At 40.2% G+C, this 17,024-nt stretch carries 19 protein-coding genes; 11 read left to right on the top strand and 8 right to left on the bottom strand.

The window, feature by feature from the left end:
* Nucleotides 1–114: 114 nt before the first annotated feature.
* The 4 genes from DS2_RS06550 to DS2_RS06535 all read left to right on the top strand — a co-directional run bounded on the left by DS2_RS06550 (nt 115) and on the right by DS2_RS06535 (nt 4,133).
* Complete coding sequence (locus DS2_RS06550) at nt 115–735, top strand: c-type cytochrome (protein WP_035013908.1); 621 nt, start codon at nt 115–117, stop codon at nt 733–735.
* Nucleotides 736–1,394: 659 nt separating this feature from the next.
* Entirely contained in the window at nt 1,395–1,922 is a 528-nt protein-coding gene (gene yihI / locus DS2_RS06545; protein ID WP_035013863.1) for a Der GTPase-activating protein YihI, read from the top strand.
* Nucleotides 1,923–1,925: 3 nt separating this feature from the next.
* On the top strand, nt 1,926–2,393 hold the full coding sequence (locus DS2_RS06540; protein ID WP_035013862.1) for a DUF2489 domain-containing protein: 468 nt from the start codon (nt 1,926–1,928) through the stop codon (nt 2,391–2,393).
* A gap of 120 nt (nt 2,394–2,513) precedes the next feature.
* Nucleotides 2,514–4,133, top strand: coding sequence for a hypothetical protein (locus tag DS2_RS06535; RefSeq protein WP_035013861.1), 1,620 nt, complete (start codon nt 2,514–2,516; stop codon nt 4,131–4,133).
* A gap of 49 nt (nt 4,134–4,182) precedes the next feature.
* Here the strand turns inward: DS2_RS06535 and DS2_RS06530 are convergent, their stop codons facing one another.
* Entirely contained in the window at nt 4,183–4,491 is a 309-nt protein-coding gene (locus DS2_RS06530; RefSeq protein ID WP_035013860.1) for a c-type cytochrome, read from the bottom strand.
* 141 nt (nt 4,492–4,632) lie between these two features.
* On the opposite strand from DS2_RS06530, the gene DS2_RS06525 reads away from it, so the two are divergent.
* Nucleotides 4,633–5,220: a DUF416 family protein gene (locus DS2_RS06525; RefSeq protein ID WP_035013859.1), complete on the top strand. Its 588-nt coding sequence runs from the start codon at nt 4,633–4,635 to the stop codon at nt 5,218–5,220.
* On the opposite strand, the gene DS2_RS06520 is transcribed toward DS2_RS06525, so the two are convergent.
* From DS2_RS06520 to ubiE, 4 genes are all read right to left on the bottom strand, one after another.
* Nucleotides 5,203–6,057: a hypothetical protein gene (locus DS2_RS06520; protein ID WP_152537554.1), complete on the bottom strand. Its 855-nt coding sequence runs from the start codon at nt 6,055–6,057 to the stop codon at nt 5,203–5,205. The genes DS2_RS06525 and DS2_RS06520 overlap by 18 nt on opposite strands.
* A gap of 136 nt (nt 6,058–6,193) precedes the next feature.
* Nucleotides 6,194–7,822, bottom strand: a complete 1,629-nt coding sequence (gene ubiB / locus DS2_RS06515) for a ubiquinone biosynthesis regulatory protein kinase UbiB (RefSeq protein ID WP_035013858.1) — start codon at nt 7,820–7,822, stop codon at nt 6,194–6,196.
* A complete protein-coding gene (locus tag DS2_RS06510) occupies nt 7,819–8,454 on the bottom strand; it encodes a ubiquinone biosynthesis accessory factor UbiJ (protein ID WP_035013857.1) in 636 nt (211 codons plus the stop codon). Before DS2_RS06510 ends, ubiB begins: the two co-directional genes overlap by 4 nt.
* On the bottom strand, nt 8,454–9,218 hold the full coding sequence (ubiE, locus tag DS2_RS06505; RefSeq protein ID WP_035013906.1) for a bifunctional demethylmenaquinone methyltransferase/2-methoxy-6-polyprenyl-1,4-benzoquinol methylase UbiE: 765 nt from the start codon (nt 9,216–9,218) through the stop codon (nt 8,454–8,456). The genes DS2_RS06510 and ubiE overlap by 1 nt, the downstream gene beginning before the upstream one ends.
* 282 nt (nt 9,219–9,500) lie before the next feature.
* Between ubiE and DS2_RS06500 the strand changes: the two genes are divergently transcribed.
* Both DS2_RS06500 and DS2_RS06495 read left to right on the top strand, forming a co-directional pair.
* Entirely contained in the window at nt 9,501–10,010 is a 510-nt protein-coding gene (locus DS2_RS06500) for a DUF3087 domain-containing protein (protein ID WP_035013856.1), read from the top strand.
* 165 nt (nt 10,011–10,175) lie between these two features.
* On the top strand, nt 10,176–10,418 hold the full coding sequence (locus DS2_RS06495) for an ASCH domain-containing protein (RefSeq protein WP_051479678.1): 243 nt from the start codon (nt 10,176–10,178) through the stop codon (nt 10,416–10,418).
* A 15-nt stretch (nt 10,419–10,433) separates the two neighbouring features.
* Here the strand turns inward: DS2_RS06495 and dsbD are convergent, their stop codons facing one another.
* Nucleotides 10,434–12,176 carry a protein-disulfide reductase DsbD gene (gene dsbD, locus DS2_RS06490; RefSeq protein ID WP_035013855.1) on the bottom strand — a complete coding sequence of 581 codons (1,743 nt, stop codon included), beginning with the start codon at nt 12,174–12,176 and terminating at the stop codon, nt 10,434–10,436.
* A gap of 72 nt (nt 12,177–12,248) precedes the next feature.
* Entirely contained in the window at nt 12,249–12,671 is a 423-nt protein-coding gene (locus tag DS2_RS06485; RefSeq protein WP_051479677.1) for a hypothetical protein, read from the bottom strand.
* Nucleotides 12,672–12,771: 100 nt separating this feature from the next.
* Here DS2_RS06485 and DS2_RS19705 point away from each other — a divergent pair, with 100 nt between their 5' ends.
* From DS2_RS19705 to DS2_RS06465, 4 genes are all read left to right on the top strand, one after another.
* Nucleotides 12,772–13,620: a substrate-binding periplasmic protein gene (locus DS2_RS19705; protein ID WP_051479676.1), complete on the top strand. Its 849-nt coding sequence runs from the start codon at nt 12,772–12,774 to the stop codon at nt 13,618–13,620.
* A 296-nt stretch (nt 13,621–13,916) separates the two neighbouring features.
* Entirely contained in the window at nt 13,917–15,518 is a 1,602-nt protein-coding gene (locus DS2_RS20795; RefSeq protein WP_051479675.1) for a discoidin domain-containing protein, read from the top strand.
* 170 nt (nt 15,519–15,688) lie between these two features.
* Complete coding sequence (locus DS2_RS06470) at nt 15,689–15,931, top strand: type II toxin-antitoxin system ParD family antitoxin (RefSeq protein ID WP_035013854.1); 243 nt, start codon at nt 15,689–15,691, stop codon at nt 15,929–15,931.
* Nucleotides 15,928–16,233: a type II toxin-antitoxin system RelE/ParE family toxin gene (locus DS2_RS06465; RefSeq protein ID WP_035013853.1), complete on the top strand. Its 306-nt coding sequence runs from the start codon at nt 15,928–15,930 to the stop codon at nt 16,231–16,233. Before DS2_RS06470 ends, DS2_RS06465 begins: the two co-directional genes overlap by 4 nt.
* A gap of 14 nt (nt 16,234–16,247) precedes the next feature.
* Here the strand turns inward: DS2_RS06465 and DS2_RS06460 are convergent, their stop codons facing one another.
* Nucleotides 16,248–16,781, bottom strand: coding sequence for a DinB family protein (locus DS2_RS06460; RefSeq protein ID WP_035013852.1), 534 nt, complete (start codon nt 16,779–16,781; stop codon nt 16,248–16,250).
* Between the last annotated feature and the right edge of the window lie 243 nt (nt 16,782–17,024).

Raw genomic sequence — 17,024 nt, 5'->3', positions numbered from 1 at the left:
TGGCATAACAAGGTTTTTAGTTACAATCTTTCGTGTAAAATAGCGGAAATAATTGCGTTGTGGGTTAGAATACGCAAAAATTTTGTCTATTTAATATTAAACGAGAATCAAGCCATGAAAAAAAGTGCAATTGCATTCGCCATGATGGTTGGATTAACTTCCACCTCATATGCAACGACTATTGCCGGTGATGCTGAAGCAGGAAAAGCAAAATCGGCGACATGTGCTGCTTGTCACAGTGCAGACGGTAACAGCATGATCACTACTTATCCAAAAATTGCTGGGCAAAGTGCTGAATACCTTTACAAACAATTAAAAGATTTTAAAGCTGGTTCAACTAGCGGTCGAAACAATGCGGTAATGGCTGGCATGGTTGCTGCGTTATCTGATCAAGACATGAAAGACTTGGCTGTATATTTCTCACAGCAAGAAACAAAAGCAGGCTCAACCCCTGAAGAGTTAGTTGCCAAAGGTCAAATGTTGTACCGAGCGGGCGATGCAGAAAAAGGCTTAACAGCATGTACTGCATGCCATGGACCTCAAGGTGATGGTATGCCTCTAGCTGGCTTTCCTAAATTATCAGGCCAACATGCAGACTACACAGCATTGCAGTTGAAAGCGTTTAGAGATGGACAAAGGGCCAACGACCTAAACGGTATTATGCGAGACATCGCAGCTAAGTTATCAGATAAAGAAATCGAAGCTTTATCTCATTACGTTAGTGGCTTGCACTAAGCCACAAAAAATAGTGTGTCAGTAACAAAACTGTCACACTATTTATATCAAATCGTAACCAAACACCTTTATTATCCCCACAGTCTCGTGAGACATTTCTCACAAACCTTGTACGAAATTTACGTCTTTTTTGACAAAGAAAAATAATAACGCATTGTAAATAAAAGATTTTCTATAAAGCCAAAAAACAATGGTCATTTTTTAATGGTTAATGGCTTGTAAATAACCGACAGAACTTTAAAGTATTGGCCAGCTATAGGAAATAGCGTCAACAGTCAATTTGCTAAAACAGGATAGCGTTTGGTAAGGAAACTCTTTAGGGAAATCTTAAAAACAAAGTGGACTGAATAGCCATACATGGATGGTAACCTCAAGTTAGGATGGACAAGTGGCAAAATTCAATGGATTGCCCAAAAATGTGAATGAGTCACTAGAACAACAACCAAGGAAGTCATTAATAACAATTGGAACATGTGAGACTGGGAAGGTCTGTAGTTCAGAAGGACTGAGCGCTCGGGATGTGTTAGGTTTATAACCTACAAAATATTTAAGCGGCTAAGGCCGCTTTTATTTTTTCTGCTACTTTTGTGCACCTGCTGCACATGCTAAAATCGCCTACCTCTAAATTTGTATTAAGTCTTCTAGCTAGGGCTGCTTTCATGACTCGCATAAAAAAATCTCGCAAAACCGGACCAATTGGCCAAATAAAAACTGGCAATGTAAAAACCACCTCAGCCAAAGAGCGGAAAAAACAGGTTCGAAAAGGAAAGAAATCCGGCAGTCGTCATTCACAACAAAGTGAAAAGAGTCTAGCAGCTCAGCAAAATAGCCAAGATCCACGAATGGGCAGTACCAAGGCAGTACCGCTGGATGCACCATCACCAACTAAAACAGCAGTACAAGCGTCAAAAAGCCAACCTGTTATCAAACAACCGAATAAAAAGCCAGTTGTTGAACCAACCGAAGCTTGGATTGCCGAGCTTGAACAAATTGAGTCAGATATCCGTTTGCAAGACTTGTTAGCCCAACTAGACGAAGGAGAAACTTTGCCTGCGCATGAACAAGCTTACTTCAATAAAAAAATGGCGCGACATCAATTTTTAGTGGAAAAACTTGGCATTGAAGCTGAAGAAGATGACGACGCATTATTTGACGAGTTTGAAAATAGTAAAATTAACTTTGAGTAACCTATGTCTATATTAGCCATTATTATCATTACCGTAGCATTATTGATTTTAGCTGGTTTAAGTTTTTACGCTGGCGAACTGCTGATGCAGCTTAAACAGCAAAAGCAACAAATCGAACAACAAAGAGAGCAAAAAAAGCAAGCTCGAGATAACAACCTGATTGAAAGTATTCAAACAATTAGTCACGCGATGGAATCAGAACAATGCGAAGTGAGTGAAGGTGCACTCAGGCTCGCAGTCCTTTTTGACCATTTATCTGATGCACAACAGGTAGATTACGTTAAAAAATATCCAGCAATTCATGCGTTGAACGACAAGATAAAACATTTTGCCATTCTAGAAGAACGAAAAAAACTGGCGAAAAAAGAGCGCATGCGCCAAGATTTCCAGCGTATGAAAGCCGAAGCTGAATTTAAAGATTTAGTGATTGCCGAAGCAATCGAACTAAAAACGTTCTCGTTATCAAAGTGACAGTGGCAGCAATAACAATACCATAAAAACACACAAACAACTTTAGCTCAGTGCTCAATTTTGCCTGTTCAAACAGGCAAAAGGAACTACACTCAATAGATAGCACAAGGAACATATTCGATGACGACTCTAGCACACCAAGTTATAGAATTAGGGATACAACTACGCATGGAAGGCAAACTCGTTGAGCGGGCATCTTTTGCTCAGCTTACTACCCCAGACAAACTTTCTGAGTGCATCCAAATTTGGCAAGACTTCATCTCTCAGCCAGCACAAACTCAGCAAAACCAACTCAATAGCAAGTTAGCCGCGAACCTGCAAAGCACCTTTGCTGATATAGTGCAGCAAATAGAGCAGCATACATTGTTAGCCCAACGGCACGCAGAAACACGCTTAGAGGCGCTGCATTTAGCCTTAAACGAATACAAGAGTGAATCTTTCACCCAGCAAGCAGAGTTAACCCAGCAGCTACGCGAGTTAAAACAACAGGTAAATGACTATAAACAAACGCTTGCACAAAAGGAACAAAACTACGATCTATTGTTCAATCAAGCCGAACAAAGCCGCCATTTATTAGACCAAAAAGAAGAAGAAAATCGCACTTTGTGGCGTAAACTCAGTGAACAAATCAACCAAACAGATGAACTAAAGGTACAATTAGCCGAAACTCATTCAGAGCAACAGTCAAGCCATCAAGGAATCGAGCGCCAATTTAAACAAACAGAAGCAGAGCTAGTAAAACAACTTAATCAAAAAAGCCAGCTCCTGAACGATCAGTACCAACAAACTAGAGAAGCACAACAAGAAAACCGAAAACTGAATGAAAATATCACTAAGCTGCGCCAAGATCTAACTCAGCAGCTCAAAGATCTAACAAGCGAAAAGCAATCATTATTGCAGCAATTGCAACAAACGACAGAAACCAATGCGCGGTTAGACAAAAACCAAAGTGAAACTGAGCGCCGTCATTCACAAACACTACAACAACTTCAAGACGAACTTACGGCGCAGCAAGCAGTTAACATTAACTTAAATGAAAAATACGAAGGACTGCAGCAAAAATACCATGATTCGGTGCAGCAACTTGACCTAACTAAACAGCAAGCTCAGCTAAAACAAGACGAATTACAAGCAAGAATATCCGAACAAGCGCAAGAGCTAAGCATCAAAACCGCTTTACTATTAGACAACGAAGAACAAAATAAACAATTGCATAGCCAATATCGCAGCCAAATCGAGCAAGTTGAGCAGAACCATCACCGTCAACAAGAGGAGTTGAACTACCAGCTTGACGAGTTGAATAAACGCAACAAGCAACTCGAGGCAAAGGTCGATGAACTCAAACAAGCGTTAGAAACACAACAGCAACAACAATATCAACAATCGCTCGACTCACAGCAAGAATATAAGAATTTAAAAACCATGCTTAGCCAAGCAGATAAGGAACTCAATGCGGCGAAAAAGCACAACCAGCAATTACAGTTTGAAAATGATAATCAGCAACAGGAAGTAGCAGGGCTAAAAGCCAAAATAAGGCAGCAACAAGACAAATACCAAAAAGATGATTTGCATGCTCGCGATATTATTAAGTCGCTCAGGGATGAATTACAACAACTGAACCACAGCTACCAACAACTGCAGCACGACAGTCAAGAGCAACTCACTGAATACAAATTAAAGTTTGAATATGCGCAGCAGCAATTAATCAAACTATCAGACACCGCAGACATAGCTGAATAATGCAAATAGCTGACTGCCAGTGAAGCAGCAGTCAACTGAGCCTTGTTGTCTATTTTAACGACGCATAATAAGCAGCTAGATTTGCAATATCGTCATCGCTCAAAGCTGCAGCCATACCCGCCATAATTGCAGCTTGACCACCTTTACGCTCGCCGTTTTTATAAGCTCGCAATGCCGCTTCTAAATAAGGTGCATTTTGACCAGCTAAATTTGGATAAGTTGGGATCATAGCTTTACCATCAGCGCCATGACAAGCCACACACATAGCAGCCTTCGCTTTACCCGCTTCAACATTGCCAGCAGAAGCATTAAAACTGAGCGCAAGGAACGGCAATACAGCCAACACAATTTTTTTCATTTTATAGTCTCCGAGATTGATAATAATCTAATAATTTATACTGTTAAAAGTTTGACTGGGACTTTGTTTTAGCTCAAACTTTTGCGATAAAACACAAATATTAACCATATTAGCTGACAATTTGGAATAAATCAGAACTCTATGCAAAAACCTTCTACTTTTGCCCGCATTCGAGCACTCAGCCCAAAACAACAAATAGCCTTCAACCAAATGTTAATTGAACGCATGCTTCCTAATTATCAGCTGTATACTGAATTAACTAGTCAAGGTGATTACTCTGTATTACAAACGGTCAGTGAATTGATATGGCAGAGTTTATATAGCAAATCATTTAAAGTCGATGTGCAGTTGCAACAACAAAAGATCGAAGAACAAATTCCTTCAGATGCGAAATCAGAAAGCTTAGGATTATACGCCGCAATTGATGCAGGCATGGCATTAATCGCCAATTTGTCATTGTTAGACAAACAGAACGAATTCAAGCATAAAGAAGTTACCCTACCCTCGGTCTTGTCTCAAGGTACAATAGAGCGCATGTTAATCACCAGTGCCGAAGTTGAAAATAGCAAAGAGGCTCTTCAACATCCTCATATGCAATGGGAAATTGAAACACAAAATGAATTTTTAGATAGCTTAGAGCGAATCAAGCAACTCGACAAAAGTGCCTGCCAACAGTTAAAAGCATTGGCATTGCAAGACAGGATGACCAACTTAGGGATCGAGTTTTAACCAATAGTCTGCATTGTCTATCGGAGTTGCCTTAGGTAAGTTGGGATTATCTAAATGTATAAACCGTCGGTCACGCCACTTGTCCAACGGAAAGACATTTCGCGTCAATGGATGCTGTTGCAACAATGCCCGATAGCTACCGTCTGCTATCGCGGCTTCAAAGCCGCGTTTTAAATCACCCGCAAGCTGCTGTTGGTCTTTTCGAACAAATAAATAAGCAGGAAACGGATAATAAATCACAAGGTTATCCACCAAACGAAAGTCCGGATAGTTTTTTTGTAATATTGCTAATTCAAACGCTCCTTCAAAAATACCTCTCGGAAAATAGTGGCAACGCTCTGCATCTAACATTCTAATAATAAATTCGTAGTGGCTAACCCTTAACACAGAAAAACCATTGTGTTCGAGAATGTCGGAATCAGCCCAAATGCTTCCTTGGCAAACAGGTAAAGATTTCAATCGTTCAAGACTAGCATTTGCAAACAAGGCGAGGTTTTTTCCTTTAACAATCGACAGCCGATAACCAAGCAAGCCTGCAAATAGTGGAATGCGCACTGGCAAAAACGTTTTTTCTAAACGCTCACTAGTGCCAAAATAATTCACATCAAAAAAGCCGCGCTCTAGGTAGCTTTCAAAGTTCATCAACTGCCTATCGGTAATATCGATTTGCTCAACTTTATAACGTTTTTCTTGCTGATTAACTTTGCTAACAAATAAACTGACTGCGTCAACTAAAAATCGCTCACCATATTGGTCATGCGCCGATGGTTTGCGAACTTTAATTGAATGGACATCCTGTGCCATTGAACTGGTGGAAACAACCACACTTAGAGCCAAACAAATAATCTTCAACAAATAGTGATACATGAGTGAGTTAAACCGAGAACATAACTCATTAAACTGTAGGCTAGGATTGAGTTAGATGCAAAAGTGTACGACAAAGTTCAGAAGCACAGAACTTTGTCGCTGGATGTTATTTTTTACTGTGGCTGCCCAACCAACACACTATCGCCACCAACAATAAAGCAGCCGACAACCATAACTCATCTTTAAAACAATACACCAGCACTGCAGAAATCGCTGCAACATGGCCAATTTGCGGCACGACACTGGGTTTATGGTTGCGCTCTTGCAGTGCTTCTATCAACAAACTTTGTTGATGTTGTAACTCTCTATGGCTATGCAGTGCGTCGTACACTAAGTCTGGGATTTCGGGCAGCTTTTCACCCCAATAAGGCGCGTTTTCTTTCACCGAACGGATAATCGCCCCCACCCCAACTTGCTGTTTTACCCAGTTTTCTAAGAATGGTTTAGCGGTTTTCCACAAATCGAGTTGCGGATATAACTGGCGGCCTAAACCTTCGATATAGAGTAAAGTTTTTTGCAATAAAACCAGCTGAGGTTGCACTTCCATTTGGAAACGCCGTGCGGTGTTAAATAGGTTTAATAACACATTACCAAAAGAGATTTCCGCTAGTGGCTTTTCAAAAATCGGCTCACATACAGTGCGAATAGCAAATTCAAAATCTTCTACATTGGTATCACGAGGCACCCATCCAGAATCGACGTGCAACTCAGCGACTTTGCGATAATCACGATTAAAAAACGCAATAAAGTTATCGGCTAAATAGCGTTTATCATCTTTGTTTAGCGTACCAACAATACCGCAGTCTATCCCTATATACATAGGATCTTCTGGGTGTTCTCTCGAAACAAAAATATTACCCGGATGCATATCCGCATGGAAAAAACTATCGCGAAACACTTGGGTAAAAAATATCTCAACACCACGCTCAGCCAATAACTGCATATTGGTACCTTGCGCTTTAAGTGCTGCAATATCGCCGACTGGAATGCCATAAATGCGCTCCATCACCATCACATTATTACGGCATAAATCTGAATAAACGGCAGGCACGTAAAGTTGTTTCGAGTCAGCAAAATTGCGTTTTAGTTGAATACTGTTGGCGGCTTCGCGCATTAAATCGAGCTCGTCAAATAAGGTTTTTTCGTATTCTTTAACTACTTCAACTGGACGTAAACGACGACCATCAGGCAATATTTTTGCCAATATGCTCGCCATAGTTTTCATCAGCTCAACATCGGCACGCATAGTTTCAGCAATACCAGGGCGAATCACTTTTATGACTATGTCGGTATGGGCAAATGGGCTATCTTCATGTAACTGCGCGGCATGCACTTGTGCGATAGAAGCAGAAGCCAAAGGTTCAATTTCAAAATGGGCTAAATAGTCATCGAGCGAGTCAATTTTCCATGCCTTTTCAATCAGTTTTTTTGCTTGTTCACCATCAAATGGACTGACTTGATCTTGCAAAAGCTTAAGCTCATCAGCAAATTCAGCTGGCAATAAATCGCGCCGAGTAGATAACATTTGCCCGAACTTAACAAACACAGGCCCAAGCGATTGCAAAGCCAAGCGCAAACGTACTTCAACAGGTTTATCAGCATGACGATTGTATAACCAAAAAGCACTCAGGCGGGCTAATTTAAAATACCAGCGCTGAAAACGCTCGGGTATTAAATCGTCTAAACCATAAGTTAATAAAGTTTTTAGGATGATATAAAAACGCCACAAACTCACAGTTGCTCTACCTTTTGGATTAATTGTTGTAAACGCGCTTCAAAGCGATCGGTATCTTGTCTAAGTTGCTTAACTTGCTCAGAAAAATCGGCCACCTCAAGTGGATGTGGTGCCAACTTCTTTTCGTCCCAAACTATATTTTTAAAAGCGCGTTGCTGATTTGAAAATTGCTGCTGCGCTAGCTCAATAGCCTGTTCACCTGCCGCTGAGATCTTATACGCGACAGGGCCGCTTGAAACACTCGCCAATACATCTTGCCAATGAACTAAACTTGATTTCAACCAATCTGCGTAGGTTTGTGCCAGCTGCACATCACCGTCGATATCTAATTCACCTTGTTTAATCAGCTTGGTAATTTGTGCGGGCTGCTGCAACTGGTACAAACCGGATAACGTACAAATAATAGTGCAATCGGCTTGGTCATTTGCTGGTGACCAAACACTCACTAAACCTTGATAGCCGTCAGCGCCCTGTTGCACATGCATTTGTAGCTCGAGTTTTAAGTCAGTAATTTTAATGACAAATTGTTTGCCCAATAATTGATTAGGCACATTTTGTTGCACGCCAGTTTGGCGCAACCAATAGTTGATGCTGTGTTCAACTAACCCACTGATTAAACTCGCAGTTGGCATTAAAATTTGTATCCTTTGTGCAGTGCAACAATACCGCCGGTTAAATTTTGGTAAGTAACTTCTTCAAAACCGACCTGCTCCATCATGCCTTTTAACGTTTCTTGGTCTGGATGCATACGAATAGATTCAGCCAAATAACGATAGCTTTCTGCATCATTGGTGATCATCTGACCCATGCTTGGCAAAATATTAAACGAATACCAGTCGTAAACTTTACTAAAAGTTTCATTCACGGGTTTAGAAAACTCCAAAACCAATAAACGGCCACCTGGCTTTAATACACGGAAGATAGAAGCCAGTGCAGCGTCTTTATCTGTAACATTGCGCAAACCAAAAGCAATCGTAACCACATCAAATTGATTGTCAGCAAAAGGCAAACATTCAGCATTCGCTTGCACATATTCTACATTGCCAACTATGCCCATATCGCGCAATTTATCGCGACCAACATTGAGCATAGACTCATTAATATCCGACAAAATCACTTGGCCAGTTTCACCAACAATACGAGAAAACTTAGCGGTTAGATCGCCGGTACCTCCAGCTAAATCTAATACTTTGTTACCTGTACGAACACCACTGCAAGCTATGGTATGGCGCTTCCATAACCTGTGCACACCACCCGACATTAAGTCGTTCATAATGTCGTATTTAGCGGCAACTGAGTGAAATACCTCGGCGACTTTATGTACTTTTTGTTCTTTGTCGACGGTCTGAAAACCAAAGTGGGTTTGGTTGTCTGATTGATCCATTTTGTCTGTCATAAATCTATACTGAATTGGCTGGCAAAAATTGCCATTAGTGTACCTGATTTTGCTGCTTAAGGTGAATTTAGTTTTTACTTCCAACTACGCCATATCAAAGAAATTTAACCTGAACTTTGGATAACAAGTTAGCTAACCGATTGTTATTAACAACTGAGTTTATGGTAGTCATTCTAGAGAGATAGTGATAAGGATAAATAGCCTCTAGAAAGCAAGTTGTTATCCAGAGTTCAGGTTAATTAGGTATACTATGCGCCAAATTGATTTTGTAGTATTTGCCACATGTTTACTTTTGAATCTATAGACAAAGATATTTATCGCCAACACCTGAATCGCATTATTATTGCATGTGTAGTTGCTTTAACTGCTTTAAGTTTGGGCATAGCGCAAGTTTTAATTCAGCTTTTTCCTGACGCCGATGGCAGCCATTTTCACTGGAACTTATTAGGTGTAATTGTTGGCTGTATTGTGATTGGTGTAACTTTAAACAAATATAAAACTCACCCTTATATGTATGAGGTGTATTATGTTTGGCGGTTAAAACAACAGCTTAATTATATAACCCGCAAACGCGCTAAACTAAATAAAGCCGTGGAAGATGGTGATGTAAAAGCCATGCAAATTATGTATTTTTATTACCAAGGCTGTCGCCGCTTGTGGTTGTTAGATGACAACACCATTACCATGGAAGAATTGTCGAAATGGCAAACCGAGTTAGAAGCACAAGCGCGCAACAAACGTGTAGAGCTTAAAAAAGAGTCGTTTGATAAGGAAGAACTGGCTGGGTATTGATTACTGCTTATCCTCTGCCAAACAGCACATTCGAAGCATAATTTTCTAAAAACGCTATATAAAATACTAGAAAATTAGCAATTCGAATATGCTTTAAAGCCGCTCAGTACGCGCTATCGTTTTTTGATAAATTAGTAAATCCAAGAATAGATTAAAGGAAATACCATGCTAGCATTATCCATTGTCAGTCCTTGGGGAAACAAGATAGTTGATCAAACCAAACAACTGGAGATCCGCTCTTGGCGTCCAGATAAATTGCCAATGTTAAATGTTGCTTTGGTGCAAAATAACATCTGGTTAAACACGCCTGGTCAAGAAGATCCAGCAGGCCAAGTTGTAGCTATAATTGACATCACTAATTGCAGGCCTTGGGTCAAAGAGGATTGTGCACGTTTGGGTTGTGATTAACACAGAAGTTAAATATTATTTAAACCACCCCTCAAACTGCTGTAAATTAAACTCAGCTTGATAAACAAATTCAGCAGTTTGACTTTCACCTGCCGCAAAAGCCAACAACGCTGGTGGGCCAAATAAATTATGTTGGCTTAAAAAGCTTTGCTTTGCTTGGGTCATTTCAGTTAGGTCTAACTGCAAAAATTGATAGTCTGGATAATCTGCTGGGTTTAATTTGGCGAATACCTCATCTTCTATCACTAAACAACTCACGCACCAATCTGCGTATAAATCGACGATAGATTTTTTACCGTCAGAATTAACCAATAAAGCTTCCAGCTCTGCAACCGACTGCACACGTTTAAATACAGATGCATGTTGTGCCGGTGCAGCCCCCGAGCTAACCGCATAAGTTTGTTGATAGTTGTGGTAAAAATAGAAGACACCAGCCAACAACAATACCCAAGCGAAAAACTGGGTGTTTTTTGCTTTTGCTGTTTTGTCTGTTTGCAATAAACCTAAATGCACAGCTGCCCACACCAACAATAAAGAGTATAAAGCTGCACTAACAATAGATGGTAATAAACGCTCCACCACCCAAATAGCCATACCGAGCATGATCACACCAAACAATTGTTTAACGCGGATCATCCAACCACCCGTTTGTGGCAACCAACCACCTAAACCAGCGCCGACCAATAATAAGGGTAATCCCATGCCCAAACTCATCACCAACAAAGCGCTACCACCTAAAACCGCATCGCCCGTGGTTGAGATATACACTAATGCACTAGCAAGCGGTGCAGACACACAAGGTGATAGCGCCAAAGCCGACACCCCACCTGCAATATAAGTCGCAATTAAACCTTTTTTATTTTGCCCTGTTTGCTGCAATTTACTTTGCCAAGAAGCAGGCAACTGTAGCTCGTATAAACCAAACATAGACAAAGCAAGCAAAACAAAAATAACCGCAAAAGATATGGCTAACCCAGGCGCTTGCAAATATAGCTGCACATTAAACTGCGCACCAAAAAAGCCAACTAATACACCGCTTAAAGTATAAAAAGTCGCCATGCCCAACACATAAAATAACGACAAAACTAAGCTACTTTTTACATGAGTAGATTTTTGACTGCTAATAATCGAGCTTAAAATTGGCACCATAGGCAGCACACAAGGTGTGAGTGACAAACCTAAACCTAAAACAAAAAAGCTTAATAAAGTTAACCAGACACTGCTTTGGTCAAAATACCCCAACAATCCAGATGAAGCATTTGCAGAATTTTTTGAAGGTGTTTGTATTGTTTGCACAGAGTCTTGCGCTGGTTCACCACCGTCGCTCACGCTGGCAATTGCCAACAAGGGGATTTCTTTTAATACCGGCGGATAACATAACCCCGCATCGGCACAGCCTTGATATGTCACTAACAGGGTATCCGTTTGCACGCCGGATAAGTCAAGTTTGGCTTCGAGTTGGTCACGAAATACAGTCACTAAACCAAAATATTCATCGTGTTTTTCTTTGCCTTGTTGAACAAAGCTTATGGTTATTTCTTGTTTGTCCGCTTTTGCACGAGTTTTATCTTTGTAAAGGTAGTAGCCATCTGCAATCTGCCAAGTTAGCGATAGCTGGTTGCCCTGCTGATTAAAATCAAATTGAAATGCTTGCTCAACGGGTAAAAACTCGTCTTCCTGCTGCAATTCAGAAAAATTAAACGCCCAAGCAGATGTAGAAAACAATAACCACAATAATACAAGCTGAATACTACGCACAGATAAACTCCCAACTGGCTTTAATTTATTAATGTGTACACTAAGACCTTAGACACAACCAAATAATTTCAATTATCCAAAAATCAAAGACTTGATTTTAGAAAACACGCCAGGCTGTTTGATATCTTCAGGATCTTGCGCAATAAAAATACGTAAACTGGCTGGTGCACCTGGCCCCCATGGCCACCAAGCTAACATAAGTTTTTCGTCTATATCTATACCACTAAATAAAAACTGATCTTTTTCCATTTTGGCGAACATACCTGCGCCCAACTTAACTAAATCTGGCGCTTTTTTAATATTGTCTCTGTCCCACTTATGTTCAAATTCAGCTTCTAGCCAAGGCAAAATAATTTCAAATAAAGGTTTAGGCACTTCAGCCATCAAGGCGTTAAACCTATTGTCTTGCTGCCAGTTTAATTCGTCAGGTAATTTATCAATTAGCGGTTTGGCTTGTTTATTCAAATCTGGTTGGGCAGTTTGAGCATCCGACATTGCTAGTTCCTTTTTATTTAGTTCAATACAGTCTTGAGTTTACTGCATTTATAGCACATGCTTAATCAATTAGTAGACTTATCAGTACAAGTTATTTGTTTTGTTGCAACCTTTAATTTTACTGTTGTTCTTGCTTAGTTGTTGTATAAGCGCCAACGCAAAAACCATTGAGCTGACTTTAGGCCACTATGGTGAGCATATTGCGGCTGTGCAAAAAATATTTGCGACACCTTGTGAAGACAACCAAGATTATTATCAAAATAATAATCAAGTGGCGATGGAAAGTTTAATCTTTTGCCAAGCCCTGGTGGCTGCTGGTTTTCGCCCAGTAGTTAAAATAAAACCTTACCCAATTCAACACAGGCTGCACCTAGAAATTAACAAAGGCAATATTGTTTCCGCAGGATTAACCTTTTGGTCGCACCAGTATAACAATGAAGTTAGCTACCAGTCACAACCGCTCGTTGCTAAAGGTCAATTTGAAAAGGGACTGTACGTAATCGCGGCAAATAAAGCACAGCAAGATTTAACTCAATTGGCTAGCATTAAACAACTCATTGGGGTTACCAATCAAACTTGGCTAAATGACATTAAGGCACATAAATGTATAGGCAGCCCAATTATAACTGCGACTTCTTTTCCACAAATGTTTCGTATGATAGCTGCAGGTCGAGCCGACTATTTATTAACAACCTTTTCAATGCATCCCGATCTAGCGCAAGCTCACCACGGCGTAAAATTAAAACCAATCAAAAATTTTAAAGTGGTGTTTGATGATTCACTACACTTTTTGGTTTCACGCCAACATCCGCAAGGAAAGCACCTAGCTGAAGCACTTAACAAAGGTTTATCAATCCTAAACCATAACGGCAAAATCAAACAAGCCTACCAAGCTGTCGGCTTTTACCTAGACAAAACCAAAAATTGGCAAACTATTACATGCCAATGATAGGCAGCTAAATTGTCTTACAATAATCAACAAAGAAAAATAATCGTTGTGACCTCAGCCCCTTACAAACTAGTGCGCCTTTAAAAAATCAACATAAAGTTAAATTAAAATCAAAAAACATACAAACAAAACAAAATGACAAACAATTATTGATCAAATGTTTTTATAGTGTTAATTTTCGACTTACAAATTGCAAGGCAAAGTGTCTTACAATTTGAAAATGGAGATCTATCGGTCTCTCTACTCGAAACAGTAGTAGTTGTAGTAAGCAATTAACATTTTCGGAACTCACACACATGAAAATATCCAAAAGCCTAACTTTGGCAGCACTCGCATTAACCGCAACAACATACTCACATGCAAATACTTTAAACATAGATAGCGCAGAAGATTGGGGCAGCAGCCACGCAAGCTACCCAGCATCTAACGTAATTGATGGAAGCTTAGCTTGGGCATCACGCTGGGCCGCGTCTGGCTCACCAGTTAACTTACAACTTAATTTAGATTCAGTGCAAACTGTCACTGAAGTGGGCGTTTCTTGGGGTAAAGGTGGCGATCAAACCCATACCTTTGAAATTTGGGCTCGCGCAGCAACCAGCGGCGCTTGGACTAAAGTGTATGACAGTGTTAGCTCAGGTACCACTTCAAGCATAGAAGTTTACGATATTGATGATATCGAGGCGCGCCAAGTGCGAATAAAAACCTTTGAAAACAGTGCAGGCTCAAGCTGGACCAATATCAAGGAAGTTGAATTATATGGCACAGGCGGCAACTCTGCCGATGGTGAATTGCAAGTAAACACAGTATTTGATGATGGCACTAGCCACAGCAGCTACCCACCAGCAAAAGCCATTGATAACAGCACAGCATGGTCTTCACGCTGGGCGGCACAAGCTGGCGGCAATGCAGTTAATTTGACATTGCAATTAGACGAAGCCAAAGAAGTTAAAGAAGTTGGTATTGCTTGGGGCCAAGGTGATTCTCGCACCCATACATTTGAAATTTATGCTCGCCCAGGCACCAGTGGCACATGGACAAAAATTCATGACGCAGTTAGCTCTGGCAACACCACAGGCATAGAAATGTACGATGTTACCGACATCAATGCGCGTCAAGTTCGTGTAAAAGCGCAGTCTAACAGCGCTGGTAGTAACTGGATGAATATCACCGAAGTTAAGTTATACGGCAACAGTTCTGGTGACTCAGGTGGTACAACAGATATTCCCGCAATTATAACCGATGGATCATTATTTGATTTAGAAGGCGACAACCCTCACCCACTGGTTAATAGCAAAACCTTAGAATTTGTACCTTTAGAAACTAAATATACCACCTCTGGTGGCGGCGGCTGGCGCCATGAGTACAAGATTAAAAAGAGTGAACGTAAATCAATTTACGATACCAATGAGTCGTTTGCTGCAACTTACAAAATGGACTTATCTAATGGTGCTAAAACCATAGTGGCACAAACCCATGGTTCAACCATTTCTACTTTGATGAAAGTTTTTGTGGCTGACTCTAGCGAATCTGGCTTTGGTGATAGTGTTGCCAACAACGGGGTATTTGATGTTTATGTGCGTTTACGTGGTACAGATGGAAAGGAAGTTAAAAAGTCTTTATGTACCATAGAAAGCGGCGATTCATTCAGCATGACTTACCAAAACAACTATGGCACCATGACAGTCAGCGCATGTGGTAACTCGCTAAGCATGCAAGTTGAAGACGACGATGCAAGCTACTTTAAGTTTGGTAACTATATGCAGTCGCAAGACCCATATACTCGAGAAGAATGTGGTACGCGTGGTGATTCAGACTCATGGGCAGAATGTTTTGAACAGTTTGGTATTACCACGTCAAAAGCAACTGTGACCAATGTGAGCTATAGCAGTAATCACTAAACAAAATTTAGTTTTACTGTACCCCCCCAATCTTTAGGCCAGCTGAATTGCTGGCCTAATCTTACTCAACACTTTTTACCGCAAATATCTAAAGCGATTGGCCAACCAGCTCCTTGACTACAAGAACAGAAATACCATAATTAGGTATATATTGGTATTGGAGTAGAATTATGGCTAAAAATACAAGCATCACTTTAGGTGACCATTTTGATGGTTTTATCGCCACACAAATTCAAAGCGGTCGTTATGGTTCTGCAAGTGAAGTGATTCGCTCAGCATTACGCTTACTCGAAACACAAGAAACCAAATTAAATACATTACGCCAACTTTTGGTTGAAGGTGAAGAAAGTGGCACAGCTGATTATGAACTTGACGCATTCTTAGAGGAATTAGATAACCAGCCAAGTAAATGAAATCGTTTCAGCTAACCCTCAAAGCTCGCAATGATTTAAAAGAAATCGCTGTTTATACTCAACGCCGTTGGGGTAAAGAACAACGTAACATTTATATTAAACAATTCGATGATGCATTCTGGCTTTTAGCTGAAAACCCAAACATAGGAAAAGCTTGTGATCAAATAAGACAAGGATATAGAAAGTTCTCACAAGGTCGCCATGTCATATTCTACAAACAGCTCGAAAACCAACAAATTCAGATAATTAGAATTTTGCACAACAGCATGGATGTGAATCCAATTTTAGGTGCGCAGGGCTAAAATTTGTTGCCATTTTACTCATCTGGAATTCTCACAACTAGATCTGTTACACCAAGATCTATACCTAATTGATTTAAAAGCGTCGAAACTTGCCCACGATGATGGGTTTGATGGTTAAACAAATGCTGCAGAAGATATCCAAAGTTTTTACTAAACACCTGACCTTGCGAATTTTTATAGGTTAAATTCGACGACAAAGTTTGCTCACACAACTCACTTGCAAACTCTTTAATTACCGAATCTATTTTGCTGCGCGTATGTTCAAGCGGCATAATCTCATGGTGCAACATAGTATTTAGCGACTGTGGCTTTTCCAAAGACCGAACATAATCAAGTGATTTAAAATTTGATGGATGCTCGGAAAATCGCTTAAGCCAGATAATGTCACCAACAAGAATATGGTTTAACGTACCAATAATAGAGCCAAAAAACGCACCACGATCTTTCGCCAATTCATCAGTACTGAGATTTGATACGGCCAGATAAATATTTTGATTCATCCACTGATTGTAATCCGCCAACAACTCAAAGTTTGATTTTAGCGACATAAATTTCCTTAACCCTTAAGTAAAACGCTTTCTTCGAAGGCACATAAAATCTTGGCTAGTATTAGTGGCAACAAGCCAAACTTTATTCGTCCTTCTGTTTAGTTTTGTTTAGCATATATATTTGCCTTAACTTGTGACCCATTAACACAAATGGCAACAAAACAACAAGATGTGCAATTTGCCTAGAGATCTCTTTGAAACGCAATTCAGCTAATTCGAATACAGGAAGCAGGTTTACATCTT

Origin of the sequence: Catenovulum agarivorans DS-2, assembly GCF_000568405.1 — a bacterium.
Taxonomy (GTDB): domain Bacteria; phylum Pseudomonadota; class Gammaproteobacteria; order Enterobacterales; family Alteromonadaceae; genus Catenovulum; species Catenovulum agarivorans_A.
Note: the sequence above shows the minus strand (reverse complement) of the source record. Positions and strands in the feature narration are given on the sequence as shown.